At 42.3% G+C, this 16,057-nt stretch carries 14 protein-coding genes; 10 read left to right on the plus strand and 4 right to left on the minus strand.

All coding sequences use genetic code 11. The features are described from left to right. Positions 1-77 precede the first annotated feature (77 nt). Positions 78-1,721 carry a B12-binding domain-containing radical SAM protein gene (locus tag H6G28_RS25560; protein ID WP_190675232.1) on the plus strand — a complete coding sequence of 548 codons (1,644 nt, stop codon included), beginning with the start codon at positions 78-80 and terminating at the stop codon, positions 1,719-1,721. Positions 1,722-2,017: 296 nt separating this feature from the next. Further along, the gene (locus tag H6G28_RS25565) at positions 2,018-2,449 is read left to right on the plus strand and encodes a DUF6918 family protein (protein WP_190675234.1); all 432 of its coding nucleotides are present in this window, start codon (positions 2,018-2,020) and stop codon (positions 2,447-2,449) included. 329 nt (positions 2,450-2,778) lie between these two features. On the opposite strand, the gene rpiA is transcribed toward H6G28_RS25565, so the two are convergent. Then, positions 2,779-3,486 (minus strand): ribose-5-phosphate isomerase RpiA, encoded by a 708-nt coding sequence (gene rpiA, locus H6G28_RS25570; protein ID WP_190594229.1) that lies wholly within the window; start codon positions 3,484-3,486, stop codon positions 2,779-2,781. Positions 3,487-3,632: 146 nt separating this feature from the next. Next, a complete protein-coding gene (locus H6G28_RS25575; protein ID WP_190594230.1) occupies positions 3,633-3,914 on the minus strand; it encodes a type II toxin-antitoxin system ParD family antitoxin in 282 nt (93 codons plus the stop codon). A 157-nt stretch (positions 3,915-4,071) separates the two neighbouring features. Between H6G28_RS25575 and H6G28_RS25580 the strand changes: the two genes are divergently transcribed. The 5 genes from H6G28_RS25580 (at position 4,072) to H6G28_RS25600 (ending at position 8,292) form a co-directional block, all read left to right on the plus strand. Then, a complete protein-coding gene (locus tag H6G28_RS25580; RefSeq protein ID WP_190675236.1) occupies positions 4,072-4,374 on the plus strand; it encodes a glutaredoxin family protein in 303 nt (100 codons plus the stop codon). A gap of 32 nt (positions 4,375-4,406) precedes the next feature. Continuing rightward, positions 4,407-5,909: a UDP-N-acetylmuramoyl-L-alanyl-D-glutamate--2,6-diaminopimelate ligase gene (locus tag H6G28_RS25585; protein ID WP_190675238.1), complete on the plus strand. Its 1,503-nt coding sequence runs from the start codon at positions 4,407-4,409 to the stop codon at positions 5,907-5,909. 279 nt (positions 5,910-6,188) lie between these two features. Beyond that, entirely contained in the window at positions 6,189-7,604 is a 1,416-nt protein-coding gene (locus H6G28_RS25590; RefSeq protein WP_190675240.1) for a DICT sensory domain-containing protein, read from the plus strand. 5 nt (positions 7,605-7,609) lie between these two features. Continuing rightward, entirely contained in the window at positions 7,610-7,927 is a 318-nt protein-coding gene (locus H6G28_RS25595; RefSeq protein WP_190594234.1) for a hypothetical protein, read from the plus strand. Continuing rightward, a complete protein-coding gene (locus H6G28_RS25600) occupies positions 7,924-8,292 on the plus strand; it encodes an aspartyl protease (protein WP_190594239.1) in 369 nt (122 codons plus the stop codon). The genes H6G28_RS25595 and H6G28_RS25600 overlap by 4 nt, the downstream gene beginning before the upstream one ends. Before the next feature lie 162 nt (positions 8,293-8,454). Here the strand turns inward: H6G28_RS25600 and ygfZ are convergent, their stop codons facing one another. Both ygfZ and H6G28_RS25610 read right to left on the minus strand, forming a co-directional pair. Further along, positions 8,455-9,441 (minus strand): CAF17-like 4Fe-4S cluster assembly/insertion protein YgfZ, encoded by a 987-nt coding sequence (gene ygfZ, locus H6G28_RS25605; RefSeq protein WP_190675241.1) that lies wholly within the window; start codon positions 9,439-9,441, stop codon positions 8,455-8,457. Between the two features lie 142 nt (positions 9,442-9,583). Continuing rightward, positions 9,584-11,899 (minus strand): PD-(D/E)XK nuclease family protein, encoded by a 2,316-nt coding sequence (locus H6G28_RS25610; protein ID WP_190675242.1) that lies wholly within the window; start codon positions 11,897-11,899, stop codon positions 9,584-9,586. A 79-nt stretch (positions 11,900-11,978) separates the two neighbouring features. Here H6G28_RS25610 and H6G28_RS25615 point away from each other — a divergent pair, with 79 nt between their 5' ends. The 3 genes from H6G28_RS25615 (at position 11,979) to H6G28_RS25625 (ending at position 15,924) form a co-directional block, all read left to right on the plus strand. Further along, positions 11,979-13,316 (plus strand): proton extrusion protein PcxA, encoded by a 1,338-nt coding sequence (locus tag H6G28_RS25615; protein ID WP_190594566.1) that lies wholly within the window; start codon positions 11,979-11,981, stop codon positions 13,314-13,316. Between the two features lie 484 nt (positions 13,317-13,800). After that, positions 13,801-15,042 carry a murein transglycosylase A gene (gene mltA / locus H6G28_RS25620; protein ID WP_190675243.1) on the plus strand — a complete coding sequence of 414 codons (1,242 nt, stop codon included), beginning with the start codon at positions 13,801-13,803 and terminating at the stop codon, positions 15,040-15,042. Between the two features lie 438 nt (positions 15,043-15,480). Beyond that, positions 15,481-15,924 carry a hypothetical protein gene (locus tag H6G28_RS25625; RefSeq protein ID WP_190594564.1) on the plus strand — a complete coding sequence of 148 codons (444 nt, stop codon included), beginning with the start codon at positions 15,481-15,483 and terminating at the stop codon, positions 15,922-15,924. Positions 15,925-16,057 lie beyond the last annotated feature (133 nt).

The following is a 16,057-nucleotide window of genomic DNA, read 5'->3' on the forward strand; positions in this document are numbered from 1 at the left end:
AAGTTATTTGAAATTACAGCTAATTTGACAATTTATTTGCAAAATTAGCTGCTATTTTCTTTGGTGAAAAATTAACAATGACTGTGCAGTTAAAGTCTTTTCAGAACCAAACTCCTGTAGCGACTGATTTGGCATCTGCTTCTAACCCGAAAAAAGCCCGCTACGTTCCTTTACATCATCGACGCATTCTTTGTATCTTCCCCAAATACAGTCGCTCTTTCGGCACGTTTCATCATGCTTATCCACTAATGGGAAATGTCCGGGCTTTTATGCCACCCCAAGGGATTTTGATTGTGGCTGCTTATTTGCCACAAGAATGGGAAGTACGCTTTATTGATGAGAATTTACACCCAGCCAAAACATCTGATTATCAATGGGCGGATGTGGTGATTGTCAGTGGGATGCACATCCAAAAACCGCAGATTAATCACATTAACCAACTGGCGCATCAGCAAGGCAAAATTACTGTTTTAGGCGGACCTTCGGTGTCTGGTTGTCCAGAATATTATCCAGATTTTGATATTTTACATTTGGGTGAATTAGGCGATGCCAGCGATCGCATGATTGAGTATCTCGACCAATATCACCAACGTCCGCCGCAACAAATTCGCTTTGAAACCAAGGAACGTTTACCCCTGAGCGAGTTTCCCACCCCCGCTTATCATTTGGTGAATCTGAATCATTATTTCTTAGCCAATGTCCAGTTTTCTAGCGGCTGTCCTTATCGTTGCGAGTTTTGTGATATTCCTGAACTTTACGGTAGAAGCCCACGGATGAAGACCCCAGCGCAAGTATTGGCAGAACTAGATGCCATGCTGGAATCTGGCAATATCGGTGCAGTATATTTTGTGGATGATAACTTTGTAGGCGATCGCCGCGCCACAATGCAGCTATTACCCCACTTAATTGACTGGCAAAAGCGCAACGGCTATCCCATTCAATTTGCCTGTGAAGCCACCCTGAACCTCGCGCAAAGTCCAAAACTCCTGGAGATGATGCGCGAAGCTTATTTTTGTACAGTGTTTTGCGGTATCGAAACTCCAGACACAGAGGCGCTGCAATCAATTTCTAAAGTGCAGAATCTCAGTATGCCAATTTTAGAAGCGATTCAGGTTTTGAATAGCTATGGTATGGAAGTTGTTTCAGGCATCATCATCGGCTTAGATACAGATACACCAGAAACCGCAGACCGCATCCTCGAATTTATTCGGCTGTCACAAATTCCGATGTTGACAATTAACTTACTTCATGCTTTACCCAGAACTCCTTTATGGCGGAGATTAGAAGCCGAAGGGCGACTCGTATTTGATGACAGCCGAGAATCAAATGTCGAGTTTTTGATGCCATATCAGCAAGTTGTGGAAATGTGGCGACGTTGTATCACTGAAGCATATCAGCCAGAATTTTTATATCAGCGATTTGCCTACAACATGGAACATACTTACCCCAACCGCATCGCTGTACCCAATAGTCCGGCGCGGACTTCCTGGGCAAATATTCGCAAAGGGTTAACTTATTTAACTAATATTTTGTTGCGTGTGGGTGTATTTGGTAACTATCGCCAAACTTTTTGGCAAATGGCTAAACCAGCACTCAAATCAGGGAATATAGAGTCCTTAATTCACGTTGGACTAGTGGGACATCATCTGATTCAGTTTGCCCAAGACTGTGCCGCACAAACAGAATCAGCCTCGTTTTATTCCCAAAAAATCCGTAATTAACTTATAAAACCTTGGAGTTCAAGGTAGTGATTTGGGGTGGGAGTAGGGAGTAGGGAATGGGGAGTAGGAATACTATTTCTGAAAACAACTTAGTATCTAAACCCACACACCCATAAGCCCCTTCACCCCATAAACCCCTGATTAAAACAAAAATCTTGAGCCATAATCACTAAAGTCTGTCAACCTATAACAGCAAGGCTACGAAAACTGTCTAGCTCTGTTAACATTTTTGATAATTTCCTAACTTAGTGAGGAAATAGAGAAAAGCGATCGCCTTAACATTATGGAGGAGTGAAATGGGACTGAGCGACCAACTTTTAAACTCAGACAAAAAAGCAATGGTTGTTGATGACTGTTGCCAACTTTTAGAATCACAAATCACTTCTAAGTCAGGTCTTAGCGGTATTGCACTCAAAACTGCCTATGGAGTATTGAAAGGCGTTAAGCCCGGATATATCCCCTATGCTGTTGAGCAACTTTTACCAGAATGCTTTACAGCACTTGATCCAATGTGGCATGAAGGCTTACAAAATGGTGATCCAGTGAAGCATCTCACTAGTAATAAATCTCGCACAGCAGATGCACTCTTGAGTGTTACTGATGCCAGGGTGAAGAAGGTAACACGGCCTATTGTGCGAGGAACTTATGAAAAACTCAGAGGTTCAGCAAAACCATATATAGAAGAAGCTGTACCCGATTTTGCCCAAGTAATTAAGAAGTACGCTTAATTTTGAGTGCTGAGTGCTGAGTGCTGAGTGCTGAGTAATGAGTGCTGAGTGTGTACACTGAGCGTAGTCGAAGTGTGAGTATTGAGTGCTGTACACTGAGCGCAGTCGAAGTGTGAGTGCTGAGTACAGAATCGGCTATTTCAAAATAGGGAAGGATGGGGTGTAAAAACTCTTACACTCCTACACCCTTCAACCCTTATACCAATTCACGCAATTACTGATACAAATCACTTTCTCTGCGCCTCTGCTTGCGTTGCGATCGCCGAGCGAAGTCGAGGCGCTGGTTGCATATCTGTATCATGTTTAAAGTGAAATGGTATTACACCCTTTTACAACTGCCTAACTACTGGCTGACCATCTACCACTTCGCCAACTAAAACGACATCTGCACAGTTAACAAAGATGCCGTTTTCTAAAACGCCAGGAATATTATTGAGGATTTTTTCTAAATTCACTGGGTCATCAATGGAGTCGAATCTGACATCTAGGACAAAGTTACCTTGGTCGGTGATGACTGGCCCAGCTTTTTTTACACCCATACGTAGTTCTGGTTTACCGCCAAGTTGTTTAATGGCATTAGTCACAGGTGTAATTGCCATTGGAATAACTTCGACGGGAACTGCAAACACAGAACCCAAGCGATCGACTAGCTTACCACTGTCTACCACCACAACAAATTGTTTGGCTAGATAATCAACTACTTTTTCGCGGGTATGGGCTGCGCCGCCACCTTTAATCAAATTCTTTTGGGGGTCAACTTCATCTGCCCCATCAATAGCAATATCAATGTGGTCAACAGCATCTAAAGTGGTGAGAGGTACACCATATTCTTTGGCTAATACTTCCGATTGAAAAGAAGTAGGAATCCCGACAATATCTGTGAGTTCACCAGATTTCAAGCGATCGCCTAAATACTGAATTGTATACGCTGTTGTTGAACCCGTACCTAAACCGACAATTGAACCTGATTTTACTAGTAGGGCTGCGGCTTTACCAACCTCTTGCTTCATTAACTTTACAGGATCTGTTGCGGTCATTCCCAAAACTCCACAAAAACTGACTATAGTCCATCTTAGAAGGCAGATGACCCTCCATTCGCCTTTTTCTGTGGGAATAATGTGGAAGTTTTCTCTGTTATGGCGATCGGCTAAAAAATTAATTCGTAATTAAAACGTCCCACAAATTACGCATCCTTTTGAGAAGCTTGACCTAAACGCCGACGGGCTTCCTGCTTAATAGCTTCTATATCTGTATACTGCCCAGCACCACTGTCAATCCCAGCTTGCCAAAGACTACGTAATTCATCAATATTTTGCAACTGTAACAGGCGTTTTTGCTTCCAGTCTCGTAATGCTTCTCTAATCACTTCACTACTGCTGGCATATTCACCAGATTCTACCGCATTGCGTACAAAAGCGACCATTTCTGGGGTAAGCGCAACACTAATTTTTTCGACGTTAGACATAGCTGCACATAAATTTTTACTCTAGAGTAGCAAAAATTCTTACCAAAATCTAAAATTAGACAAATTCCTAAACACAGACAAGGAAGAGAAATCATTGAGGATGGCTATAGTTGTTCACGAATGACTTAGGATGGCTAAAAGTATTGGTATTTAGGAAATGCGGTTGATTTTGTACAGTAAACCTGGTTGTCATTTGTGCGAGGGCTTGCAGGAAAAACTAGAGCAAATTTTAGAGACAGACAATTTGGGTGTTGAGTTAGAAATTCGTGACATTACAACTCGTGAAGATTGGTTGCTGGCTTATCAATATGAAGTCCCAGTGCTGGTTTTAGCCAATATCCCCGGTGTAGAAGCTTTTGAACAAGCTCTACCACGTCCTTCTCCCCGTGCAAATGTCCAGCAAATTCAGCAAATGTTGTGTAAGTATTTATCCAATATCAAAAAAAATGATGCAGAATAAGCGCAAGATACGAGTGTGGCGAGGTTCACAAGATGAAATTGCGGGAATTACTAGCAGCAATAGATAGTGTGGCACAATTGCCTAACAGTTCTGACTTAGCAGATGCAGAAGTCAAGGGTTTGAAAACTAACTCCCATGCTTGCGGTGAGGGAGATTTATTTATTGGAATGCCAGGAACGCGGGTGGACGGTGGCGAATTTTGGCCAAGTGCGATCGCATCCGGCGCAGTAGCAGCGATTGTTTCTGCTGAAGCTGCCGAAAAAAATCCTCCCACCCCGGAGGCTGTAGTGATTAGTGCTAATGATATGACTCAAGCTTGCGCTCAAATAGCGGCGGCTTTTTACGATTATCCCGGACAAAAACTCAAGTTAGTGGGTGTGACCGGCACCAATGGTAAAACCACCACAACTCACTTAATTGAATTTTTCCTGAACAAAGCGCGTCTAGTAACGGCTTTGATGGGGACTTTATACACTCGCTGGCCGGGATTTGTCCAAACTGCGATCCACACCACACCCTTTGCAGTGGAACTACAACAGCAGTTAGCAGCCGCCGTGAATGCAGGTTGTGAGTTTGGCGTAATGGAAGTTAGTTCCCATGCTTTGGCACAAGGTCGAGTCTTGGGTTGTCCGTTTGAGGTGGGAGTATTCACCAATCTCACCCAAGACCATCTGGACTATCACAGCGATATGGAGGATTATTTCGCGGCTAAGGCGCTGTTATTTAGTCCGGCATATCTCAAAGGTAAGGCAATTATTAACGCTGATGACTCCTACGGTAAACAGTTAATTAGCAGATTGCCATCAGAACAAGTTTGGAGTTACAGCGTCAGCGAACCCAGTGCCGATTTGTGGATGAGCGATTTAAATTATCAACCCAATGGTGTGAGTGGTTTGCTGCATACTCCAAAGGGTGAGGTGGAGTTTCGCTCACCGTTGGTTGGTCAATATAACTTAGAAAATGTTTTGGCGGCGGTGGGTGCAGTTCTGCATTTAGGACTTGACTTAGAGTTAATCGCCAGTGCAATTAGTGATTTTCCTGGGGTTCCGGGACGGATGGAACGAGTACAAATCAGTCCGCAACAAGATATCAGCGTGATTGTTGATTATGCCCATACGCCCGATAGCCTGGAAAATTTACTCAAAGCGGCAAGGCCGTTTATTCCCGGTAAGATGATTTGTGTATTTGGTTGTGGAGGCGATCGCGATCGCACCAAACGCCCAAAAATGGGTAAAATCGCTGCCGAGTTAGCAGATGTGGCTGTGGTCACTTCCGACAACCCCCGCACCGAAGACCCCGAAAGAATTTTGCAAGATGTTTTAGCCGGAATACCCGACACTGTGCAACCGACTGTAATTTGCGATCGCGCTACAGCTATTCGCACCGCAATTTTGCAAGCTGAACCCGGTGATGGCGTGTTGTTAGCGGGTAAAGGTCATGAAGACTATCAAATTCTCGGTACAGAAAAAATCCACTTTGATGACCGAGAACATGCGCGGGATGCGTTACAAGTCAGACTAAAAAATGAAGTCTGAAGTCTGAAGTCTGAAGTCTGAAGTCTGAAGATTACCAGGATTTTACTGTTTCAATAAAGTGCTGAGTAAATATACTAGTCGCCCTTTTATACAAGGCTTGTGAAATTCAGTTTCATCGGGATTGTCTTCTGTTTCCTGCTATAGACATTCTTTCAGACTTCAAACTTCATCCTTCATACTTTCTATCCAAATGTATTTTACATATTCTTTTTGTAAAAATACCTTACATAAAATTGGCAATCAATGACATAATTATTTCTTCCTTGTTGTGCTTGACTCATGAATGATTCTCTGCGTAAGGAGTTATCCATCTATCAGCTGGCTTTGGGAGTGGAAACACCACCTCAACCATTGCCAAGCAATCCTGCTAGTTTGTTATCGCTGCTGAGGTCACACATTGATTTATTGATTGAACAACAAATTACGGCAACTTTTTGGGTTAAGTTACCACCGGGAAAAATTTGGCACGCAGAATTAAAGCGTTATCAATCTGCGATGAGTGCATCTGGCCTAATTAATATTTGTCGGATAGATAAAATTAATGCTGGGGCAGAAAATCAGATTACAGATGAAACCAGCCCACAGCAACAAAATTGGGTACAGTTATTATCAAATTATCAACTACGGCGAGAATACTTTTTTATAGTATCCTCGCCGCGATTTTGTAGTTTAATTGTGGCGCGTCGTCCACGTAAAAGAAATCAAAACCGCCAAACTCATAAAGGCAAAACAGTTAAAATTCCGTCATTACTGGCTGTGATGACAATGGAAGGCAGAATCATTCAGCAAGTTTTAGATGGTCTCAAACAAGTAGCTGTACCAGAATCATCGGCAGTTTTTCCGGCTGAGTTGATTTATCCCAGCACCATCGAACCTGCACTTATCAGTCAACTCATGGCCAAACAACTCCAGCGCCAAAATTCCATTCAACGTCAAATTAGTAATAAACGCATTGCCAAATTACGAGAACAAAATCAAAAACTCCAAAATAAAGAACAACTCAAAGATGATTATTTAAGTAGTGTGTGCCAAGAACTACGGACACCTTTAACACACATGAAAACAGCATTGTCGTTGTTAAATTCACCTACGATTAAACCGCCACAGCGACAACGTTATTTACAAATGCTCAATACTCAGTGCGATCGCCAGAGTATACTAATCACTGGTTTACTGGATCTGGTCAACCTGGAACATAATTTAGAAACCACCAGCCTAGAACTAGTACGTCTTTCAGATATTGTCCCTGGCGTAGTTAGCACCTACCAGCCTGTAGCTCAAGAAAAAGGCATTATGCTCGCTTACACTGTACCAACAGAACTACCAGGGGTTTGGTGTGTGACTGGCGGACTCAAGCAAATAGTAATTAATTTGCTGCAAAACAGTATTAAGTTTACCCCCAAAGGTGGGCAAGTCTGGGTAAGAGCGCGTCTTCAAGCCGATTATGTCCAGTTAGAATTCCGCGATACAGGTATTGGCATTGCGGAAAGTGAAATTAGCAAAATCTTTGATTGCTTTTATCGAGTCCGTTCGGGAACTACGGAAGATTTGAGTGGTGCTGGCTTAGGTTTAACAATTGTTAAGCGGTTATTGTGGCGCTGCGGAGGTTCTATTTCTGTCAGAAGTAAACTAGATGAAGGATCTACTTTTACAATCCAATTAGTTACAACTCGCAACAAAATCCCATTTAAATAATTTCTATGACTGAAGCCAAGTCTACTCGCACATTACGTCGGGGAAGAATCTTCCCGCAAATTCAGTGGACGGAGGAACAAAAATCTCAATGGAATGCTGAACGAGAAGCATTCAAACAACGCTGCAAATTTATTTTTGATCAGTTACAACCAGAATTAATTAGAACTCATTACAACTGGTATGTGGCAATTGAGCCAGAAAGTGGAGATTATTTTATTGATCAGGATGTATTGGTAGTTGCAAAAATAGCGCATGAAAAATACCCCAGTGCTAGATTGCACGTTTTCCGTATTAATGAAACTGGGATGTGCGGCAGAATATGATTTCTGGACACTTTGGTGATGAGGATGAGTTATTTTTTGAGATAGATTTAATAGCTGCTGATGGTTTAGAAATACCAGTAGATGCACTTTTTGATACGGGATTTTCTTGGTGGTTAGCAATTAATAACCAGGATTTAGAAGCACTCAATTGGGTATATTTAGAACAACAAACCATGCTGACAGCCCAAGGAGAAGCAGAATTTGAGATTTATTTAGGAAAAGTGCGAATTGATCAAGAATATCTTGATATTCCTGTTCATGTGGGACAAGGATTAACCGAAATCTTACTAGGTCGTCAGTGGTTAAAAAATCGCAAATTAGTGGTGGATATGCCATCTCAAGTTTTAACACTGGGACAACAGTAGTCAGGACTTACGCAAAATCATGAAAAAACTAACCGCAAAGAGCGCATAGACACGAAGTGGCTTCCCGAAGGGTAGGACACGAAGTTAAGAGGATTTGAGAAGGTTCTTGCGTAAGTCCTAAGTAGTGATAAAAATGAGTGAGCTATCCGTAAAATAAGTTGACTATTCCGGATACTCATGGGAGACAAAAGGGATATCCACAATTTCACCTTCAACTTCGCCGATTTTGACTTTTAAGCCCACACCGCCAGCTTTGGTACGAATGTAACCAAGTCCAAAGTAACCTTCACTGGTTTCGGTATAACTTGTAAGTTTGCCGATTTTTTCATCTCCCAGGGCGATCGCACTACCAATTTCAACTGGGGCGCTGAGGCGAATTCCCCACAGATTTTGTTTGACACCTTTATAAGTATTTAACCGGGCGATGGTTTCTTGTCCGATGTAACAGCCTTTATTAAAGGATATCGTCTGCCATAAACCCACTTCTAGGGGATTGTAATCATCTGTGAGTTCTGCATCTGGGTTTGGTCTACCTTGGAGAATGCGTAGGGTTTCCCAAGCGCGATCGCTCAATTCTACAGCCCCAAATTCTAATATTTTGTGCCACACCTGTTGTTTTTCTGTGGCTGGCAAAGTTAAGGTATATCCAGGCAATCCTAACCCACTCCCTACAGCGACAATCACCCCACCATCAACTAACAAGTGATTGCCTTCAGGTTGACCAATAATTGCCCCTGCACCTAATTTTTCCACAATCGCATCGCTATCTGGCCCAATCAGGCTAAAGGTTGCCGTTTCTTCGGTGATGTCGGTTAACTCTACTTTATCGGCAAAAAAGATATAGCGGTCTAGCCACTGCATCAAAAATTCTCGACGATTGGGCGAAACTAACAGCAGTACCGCATCTTCAAGAATGTATGCACTCACCAAGTCAATTGTCCGGGCTGTGGATGTCACCATCACCGTGTCACAGCCTTGTCCTGGTTTGCGGCTTTGAAAATCGTTGGTACTTTGATTGTGTAAAAATCGGATGCGATCGCCATCTGCTACTCGGATACGTCCCCAAAAAGAGCGATCGCACACAGCCACCCCTGCTTTTGCGGCTTGGATAGCGATCGCGTCTTTACCGTCAATTGTTGATGCTGGCATGGTAGTAGAGAACTGCTCTATTAAAAGTTTACGCACTGGAAATCTTAGCAAATCCAGGTTTACCGCTTCAATGACTAAGCTCAATGACCTTGCCTATCATTGTGTAAATCCTGTTGATATTTGGGAAAATTTTGATTCAGTGTCAAGCCACTTTGGAAATCACGGATACACAGGTATGTACTAAGGGTAGGAGTGGCCCTAGTTGTTCTTGTCCGTTGACGGCTAAATCACTATGACATAAATAAACTTTCTCGGATACACGGGAGAGTAAGTCTGCCAAAATTCGCTGTAATCTTTCTTGTTCGCTAATTTTTTCATCTTCGGCTGTCCAAGATTCGCCTAACCTATCGCGCAAGAATAACGGCGCACCAAATAATGTAGCTGCACCACCTTTTGCCCACAATGGTGAACCAGCATCTAGCCAAAAATGCCAACGATGCGATCGCCGACTCGAACGATATTGGAAAATAGTTGCTAAGGTGACGGCTTTTCTCGACAAGCCAATAGGACGCAACGGATAAGGATTGGCAGTAATCGTACCACGCCGCAACAATTGAATAAATTCAGCCAAGGTAGTGCTGAGTGCTGAGTGCTGAGAGGGGGTAGACAAGGTAGAGGGGGTAGACAAGGTAGAAAGATTGCTCCCTTGTCCGCCTTGTCCGCCTTGTCCGCCTTGTCCCCCTTGTCTCCCTTCTCCCCCTACCTCCTGCCTCAACCTAGTATCAATTTCCCAATAATGTTGGGCAGTTTCCAGCAATTCCCGCAGGGCTGCCATTTGGTCATAAGGTGGGTTACTGTCTTTACACAAAAAGTCTTGAATTGCCAGATACAACAGCGAAATCGGGCTAGGAATTAAACGCTGTTCTTGTTGCGATCGCTGTTTTTCAATCCACTGTAATATCTGAGTGTAAGCTGTGGTCGCAGCATAGCCAATTCTATCCCAGCGTTCAAAAGAGGTGACGGGTAATAAATTAGGTTTGTCGGGATGAGGTACAAAACAATAATCAGCAATTAACCCGGCACGTACCGGGTCGATGTGAGTGCTGAGTATGGAGTGCTGAGTAAATATTTCTCCCTCGTCTCCCCTCTCTCCCCTCTCCCCCTGCCCCCTGCCCCCTACCTCCTGCCTCCTACTCAACACCACCAACATCTCCGCCACTGCATCTCTATCTACCAAGCGTCCCAAGCCGGGATAAACGAGTGCCAGCATGGTTAATAATGCCCGAATCATGGGTGAACTAATTAAGGGACGTTGGTCGTTGAGTGATTCGACGGGGATGTTTTGCTTGGTGAGAATTTCGGTGATGGTGTAACGGGCGATCGCATCTAAACCAGGTGCGATGATGGCAATTTCTTCTGGTTGTATTCTTTCTGACTTAATCGCTTTGCCAATCACCTCGGCTGTGGTTCGCAATAGTTCAGCACGGGAGGTAGTTTGAATTGATTGGACTGTTGCAGGTAACTCTAACATCACCATTGGTTGAGTAATAAATTCTACCATTGGTCTAGCTAGGTTATCGGCTAAGGATGGGGCGACTGGTGTAAATAAAGTTTCTAAGCGACAATGCCTCGCTAACCCTTCCAAATAGTTGGGATCAGCCCCCAAACCCAAGCGTACAGCGCCATCAGGGTTGTAAGTAAATGCACCAACAGCACCCTGCTGTAAAAGTGTTTCAAATAACTGTCGGGTTGCGGCTGGATAATCATCAACATCATCAGCTAGTATGGCTTGATACCGTTGCCTGAGACGTTCTTGATAATGGCGATCGCTTAACAAGTGTTGCGTGTAGAGTTCAGTTATAATCCCATAAGTGAGCAAGCCTCGCTCTAAACACCAGTTACGCCAATCTAGCAGCAAAGATGCTAAAAATTCCGGCTCTAGATTTACGCCGTTGTCCTCTAAACCGCTTTGTAAAACTTCAGCAATTCCTTCACAAGCCGTACCACTGTAGGCGGCTAGTTGCAACAAGTCCAAAATTCGTCGGACTAAACGGTATTCATTCACTCCAGCACGCCGCAGAATCTCTGCATCGATTTGCTCACGCCAGAGTTTTGTAGCTAATTCCTGTTCAGTTTCTGGGCGCAATCTTACTGGAAATTGTGCCTTAAGATGCAGTAACTCAATGAGTAAAGGCCAAAATAAAATAACTTCATCTTGAAAAAAACCCAAGGGAGTTTTAGCACGAATGGGATATTTTCCTAAAGTTTTTGTAACAATTTTGTCAGACAATTCCCGACGATTGTCATCATTTGCTGCTAATACCAAAACTCCAGGTTCTGTTTGTTTTAAAACAAAAGGTTTTGAAAAGGAATTGTCAGATTTTTTTCCAGCTTTTTTAGTATAAAATAATCCCAAGTTGTGATTTTCTATTTGTAGCCAACGACAAAAATGTTCTACCAAACGAGTTGTCTTACCACTGCGGCTATTGCCGACAATCCAAACAGAATGTGAAACCACAAACTTTCTCCTTCTAGATTTGGTTAGTATATCTTGTGCGTTAACTTAGGGTTAAGAATCACTAGAAAAGGCTGGATAATTGCCTACAATGAATAATTTCGCTTTTACCCAAAAAATTTACTCTTACTTACTAGCTGCTTACCGTTGGTACTTATTAACGCCACAGCGTTCTCTTGATGAGGCTTATCAAGCAGCATTACAAATTAAATCCATCGAAGATGAGCATTTCAACGGTAAAAAAATAGATGCTGACTCAAGCCAATACAGCAACAGCATGATGGATTATTTTGAGTCAGACCTTAAAAAACAATTAAAAATTGCGCGGATGCGCCTCACAGAATTTCGCGCCAGCCGTTGGTTTTCCAACGAATCTAATCAAAAAGCGGCACGAAAAACAGGTATAGAATATCCTAGTGCGGAGATAATTTTAGAAAAATTAAGATTTATTGATGAAGTCATATCAAAATATACCGTATCTGATATTGAAACTAATTCTGTCATAGTTAATCAACCACAAATAGTCAAAGTTGCTGATGTTACTCCGCAAAAATCACCCGCCCCATTAGCTCCACAATTACCAAATAAAAACCTAGAAACCAAACAAAAACCACGGCGGAAAGCTGATACAACAGGTGTATTGCCTCGCTCAATTTTAGGAACTATTAGTCGTTTACAAGTCGAGTTAGACCCAAATTCTGAGCAGGATGTTGTTAAAAGCTTTCGGCAAGCTCAAAGAAGAACTATCATATCTATCAGATTTATATTATTACTAATTATTGTACCTCTTTTAGCACATCAACTATCAAAAGCTTTGATTGTTGGGCCATTAATTCCCAATTTTAGACCAGCCGAAACAGCTAATGTCTTCCTAAACTTTGAAATGGAAGAAGAAGCTTTATCAGAGTTACAAAGATTTGAAGAAAGAATAAGATTTGAAAATTTAATTGGCATTGCACCGCCTCTGAATCCAGAAGCAATAGAAGAGAAACTCAAAGAAAAAGCCGCAGAAATCGCAGAAGAATTTCGGGATGAAAGTGCAAATGCGATTAAAAATGTTTTTGCCGATATTTTCTCGGTAATTGCTTTTGTTTGGTTGCTGCTGGTGAGTAAGCAATCTATTGCCGTGCTGAAAGATTTCTTTGATAATCTTGTCTATGGTTTGAGTGATAGTGCCAAGGCATTTATTATCATTTTGTTTACTGATGTGTTTGTGGGATTCCACTCTCCCCACGGTTGGGAAGTAATTTTAGAAGGTGTATCGCGCCATTGGGGTTTACCAGCCAACCGCGATTTTATCTTTTTGTTTATTGCGACGTTTCCAGTAATTTTAGACACGATTTTTAAATACTGGATATTCCGTTATCTCAACCGGATTTCGCCTTCTGCTGTGGCGACTTATCGCAATATGAATGAGTAATAGAATTGGGAGTAGGGAGTCGGGAGTGGGGAGTAGGAGGTAGGGGGCTGCGGTGTACACACAAATCCTCTGATCCCCCTAAATCCCCCTTAAAAAGGGGGACTTTGAGATATTTTCCCCCCTTTTGAAGCTACGGTGTACACACAAGTAGTAACTGCAAGGGTTTTAGGCGTTATAGACCCCTTAAACTATTGTCATTACGAGCGCAGCGATAGCGGAGCGAAGTAATCGCATAATCCCGTAATTCTTGCGATTGCTACCCTGCGGGAAGTCTTACGCCTACGTCGTTCCTCCTCGCAATGACAGGCTTCTAGAACGATCTCAAAACCGGAAACTAGACGACGAAACCAAACGTTGGGTAGGATTTCAAGACCTGTGTGTACACCGTAGCCTTTTGAAGGGGGGATCGAAACACTACTAGGGAACTTTATAAGACTTGTGTGTACACCGAAGGGAGTAGGGGGAGAAGGGAGACGAGGGAGAAATGTTTGTCAATCATTTAGGATTGCTATACAGACTAGCCACTTTCCTTACCCCACCAATCATTATTTTGAGTTTTTTGGTGGGGACGCAACCATTAGGATTTCGAGAACTGAGTTCGGCGGTATGTCGCATCAAAAAATGGCATGTACCAGATGCTTTAGAAAACCAGCAATCAGTTTTGATTGAACGATCGCCTGTAAGTTGTTGTCAAGATGACCTATCTTGTTTAGATGAATTAGCAGATAAAAAAGCTTTAATTACTTCTATTGACCGCAGTTTACAATATTTGCAAACTTCACGGGCGATCGCAGCTTATCAAAAATATCCCGTCACCGGAATTACACGCAATCGCGTCATCAAAAGTTTAACCAGATTCCGCGAACTGCTTTTAAAATCAAACTCTGCCAAAGAATTACATCAAGCCATCGAAAAAGAGTTTGTTTATTATCAGTCTGTCGGCAAAGACCAAAAAGGTACAGTCTTATTTACCGCTTATTATGAACCACTGTATCTGGCTAGTCGCGTTCCTACAGATGAATTTCGCTATCCAGTTTATCGATTACCTCCCGATATCAATTCTTGGACAAAGCCCCATCCTACCCGTTTAGAATTGGAAGGTGCTGATGGTTTACAAGGATCACAAGGCAAACTACGAGGATTAGAGTTATTTTGGTTCCGCGATCGCTTAGAACCATATATGATACAAATTCAGGGTTCAGCGCGACTACAATTAACCGATGGTACTGATACAACAATCGGTTATGCAGGTAATACAGGTTACAACTATAAAAGTATTGGTCGAGAACTAGCCAACGATGGCAAATTGCCCTTACAGGGAATGACAATGCCCATTATCCTCGACTATTTCCAACAGCATCCCCCAGAATTAAATATCTATATCCCCCGTGATCCCAGTTTTGTGTTTTTTCAAGAAAACCACGGCGCACCAGCCCAAGGTTCAATCAATGTCCCACTCACCGCAGAACGTTCCATCGCTACAGATAAGTCTCTCATGCCACCTGGGGCTTTAGCTTTGATTCGCGCTCCTTTTCCCTTTGTCCAAGCTAACGGCGAGATGGAACATCAGATTGTGAGCCGTTATGTGCTTGATCAAGATACAGGTGGAGCAATTAAAGGTGCGGGGAGAGTAGATTATTTTTTGGGGACGGGTAAAATCGCTGGAGAGCGTGCTGGTGTTACCGTTAGCAATGGGCAGTTGTATTACCTGTTACTCAAACCATAAAAAATTCCTAAAAATTCTGCACCAGGAACTCAAGCAATCATCTGCCGTCATTTTGGCTAATAGTCAGTATAAGACAGAGCTATGTTAGAGCCTGCTTTTATTGCGTGTATTTGATGGTTGTTTGAAGTGGAGTGTGTTTTCTGAGTTTATAGTTTTATCACAAATAATTTACTTGCCTTAATATTTGGCAAAAAAATGTGGAAAATCAAATCTGAAATAATGATTAATTCCCGTGTAGTTGATTATGTAAGTTTAACTTTTAATCACTACAACTAATGTTCGTTTATATTAGCAGCACCTTATCTTCGTACTTTAAGCGATCGCAGGTTATCTACAGAAAAACTTAGTGCTGACTACACTTCACTGTCAGGGGCGCATACGTCATGGATATTAACCAAATTTTAGCTGTATTTATTCAGTCGATCATGGGAGTCGCAAGTGTTCAGGATTTTAGTTGATGCCGATTTAATCTTAGATGCTTTGATAAATCGCAACAAATTGACAGAAGATGTCAGAGAATTACTCGATGGAGTGCATCCATCCATCAAGCTGTATTTAACAGATATTGGCTGGCAAAAAATAGCTGCTTATACTAGCCGCTTGCAAAACAGTCAAATTGCGGAAATAGTAATTGACTGGTTACGAGAAAAAATCAACATTTGTATTGTTGACCAACAAATTCTCCAAATAGCACGTTCATCACCATTAAGAGATTTTGAATCGGCTGTCGAATTTGTTTGTGTTGATGACCAACTTTTAGATGCAATTGTCACACATAAACCGGAGGATTTTGTAGAAGCACCGAATCAACTGTGGGTTTGGTCTGCGGCTGATTTATGGTTACGGGCTAATTTAGAAAGACAGTTACAAAAATGTCTTTGATGTGCCTATGAGGAGTCGTCAAATGCTTAATAGTGCTTATAAAAAAAGGCGTTAGGGCGAGATTTTTAAGAAAGATAGTTTAAAATAAAGTTTTTTTAGGGATTTTCTAGGCGCAGGTTTTTTTTGGTGCTAG

Source organism: Nostoc sp. FACHB-190 (assembly GCF_014696905.1).
Taxonomy (GTDB): domain Bacteria; phylum Cyanobacteriota; class Cyanobacteriia; order Cyanobacteriales; family Nostocaceae; genus Nostoc_B.

Excerpts from the sequence above, each read along its gene's own strand:
- H6G28_RS25585 (WP_190675238.1), top strand. The coding sequence starts at position 4,407 with ATGAAATTGCGGGAATTACTAGCAGCAATAGATAGTGTGGCACAATTG.
- H6G28_RS25580 (WP_190675236.1), top strand. The coding sequence starts at position 4,072 with ATGCGGTTGATTTTGTACAGTAAACCTGGTTGTCATTTGTGCGAGGGC.
- rpiA (WP_190594229.1), bottom strand. The coding sequence starts at position 3,486 with ATGACCGCAACAGATCCTGTAAAGTTAATGAAGCAAGAGGTTGGTAAA.
- H6G28_RS25590 (WP_190675240.1), top strand. The coding sequence starts at position 6,189 with ATGAATGATTCTCTGCGTAAGGAGTTATCCATCTATCAGCTGGCTTTG.
- H6G28_RS25565 (WP_190675234.1), top strand. The coding sequence starts at position 2,018 with ATGGGACTGAGCGACCAACTTTTAAACTCAGACAAAAAAGCAATGGTT.
- H6G28_RS25595 (WP_190594234.1), top strand. The coding sequence starts at position 7,610 with ATGACTGAAGCCAAGTCTACTCGCACATTACGTCGGGGAAGAATCTTC.
- ygfZ (WP_190675241.1), bottom strand. The coding sequence starts at position 9,441 with ATGCCAGCATCAACAATTGACGGTAAAGACGCGATCGCTATCCAAGCC.
- H6G28_RS25560 (WP_190675232.1), top strand. The coding sequence starts at position 78 with ATGACTGTGCAGTTAAAGTCTTTTCAGAACCAAACTCCTGTAGCGACT.
- H6G28_RS25600 (WP_190594239.1), top strand. The coding sequence starts at position 7,924 with ATGATTTCTGGACACTTTGGTGATGAGGATGAGTTATTTTTTGAGATA.
- mltA (WP_190675243.1), top strand. The coding sequence starts at position 13,801 with ATGTTTGTCAATCATTTAGGATTGCTATACAGACTAGCCACTTTCCTT.
- H6G28_RS25575 (WP_190594230.1), bottom strand. The coding sequence starts at position 3,914 with ATGTCTAACGTCGAAAAAATTAGTGTTGCGCTTACCCCAGAAATGGTC.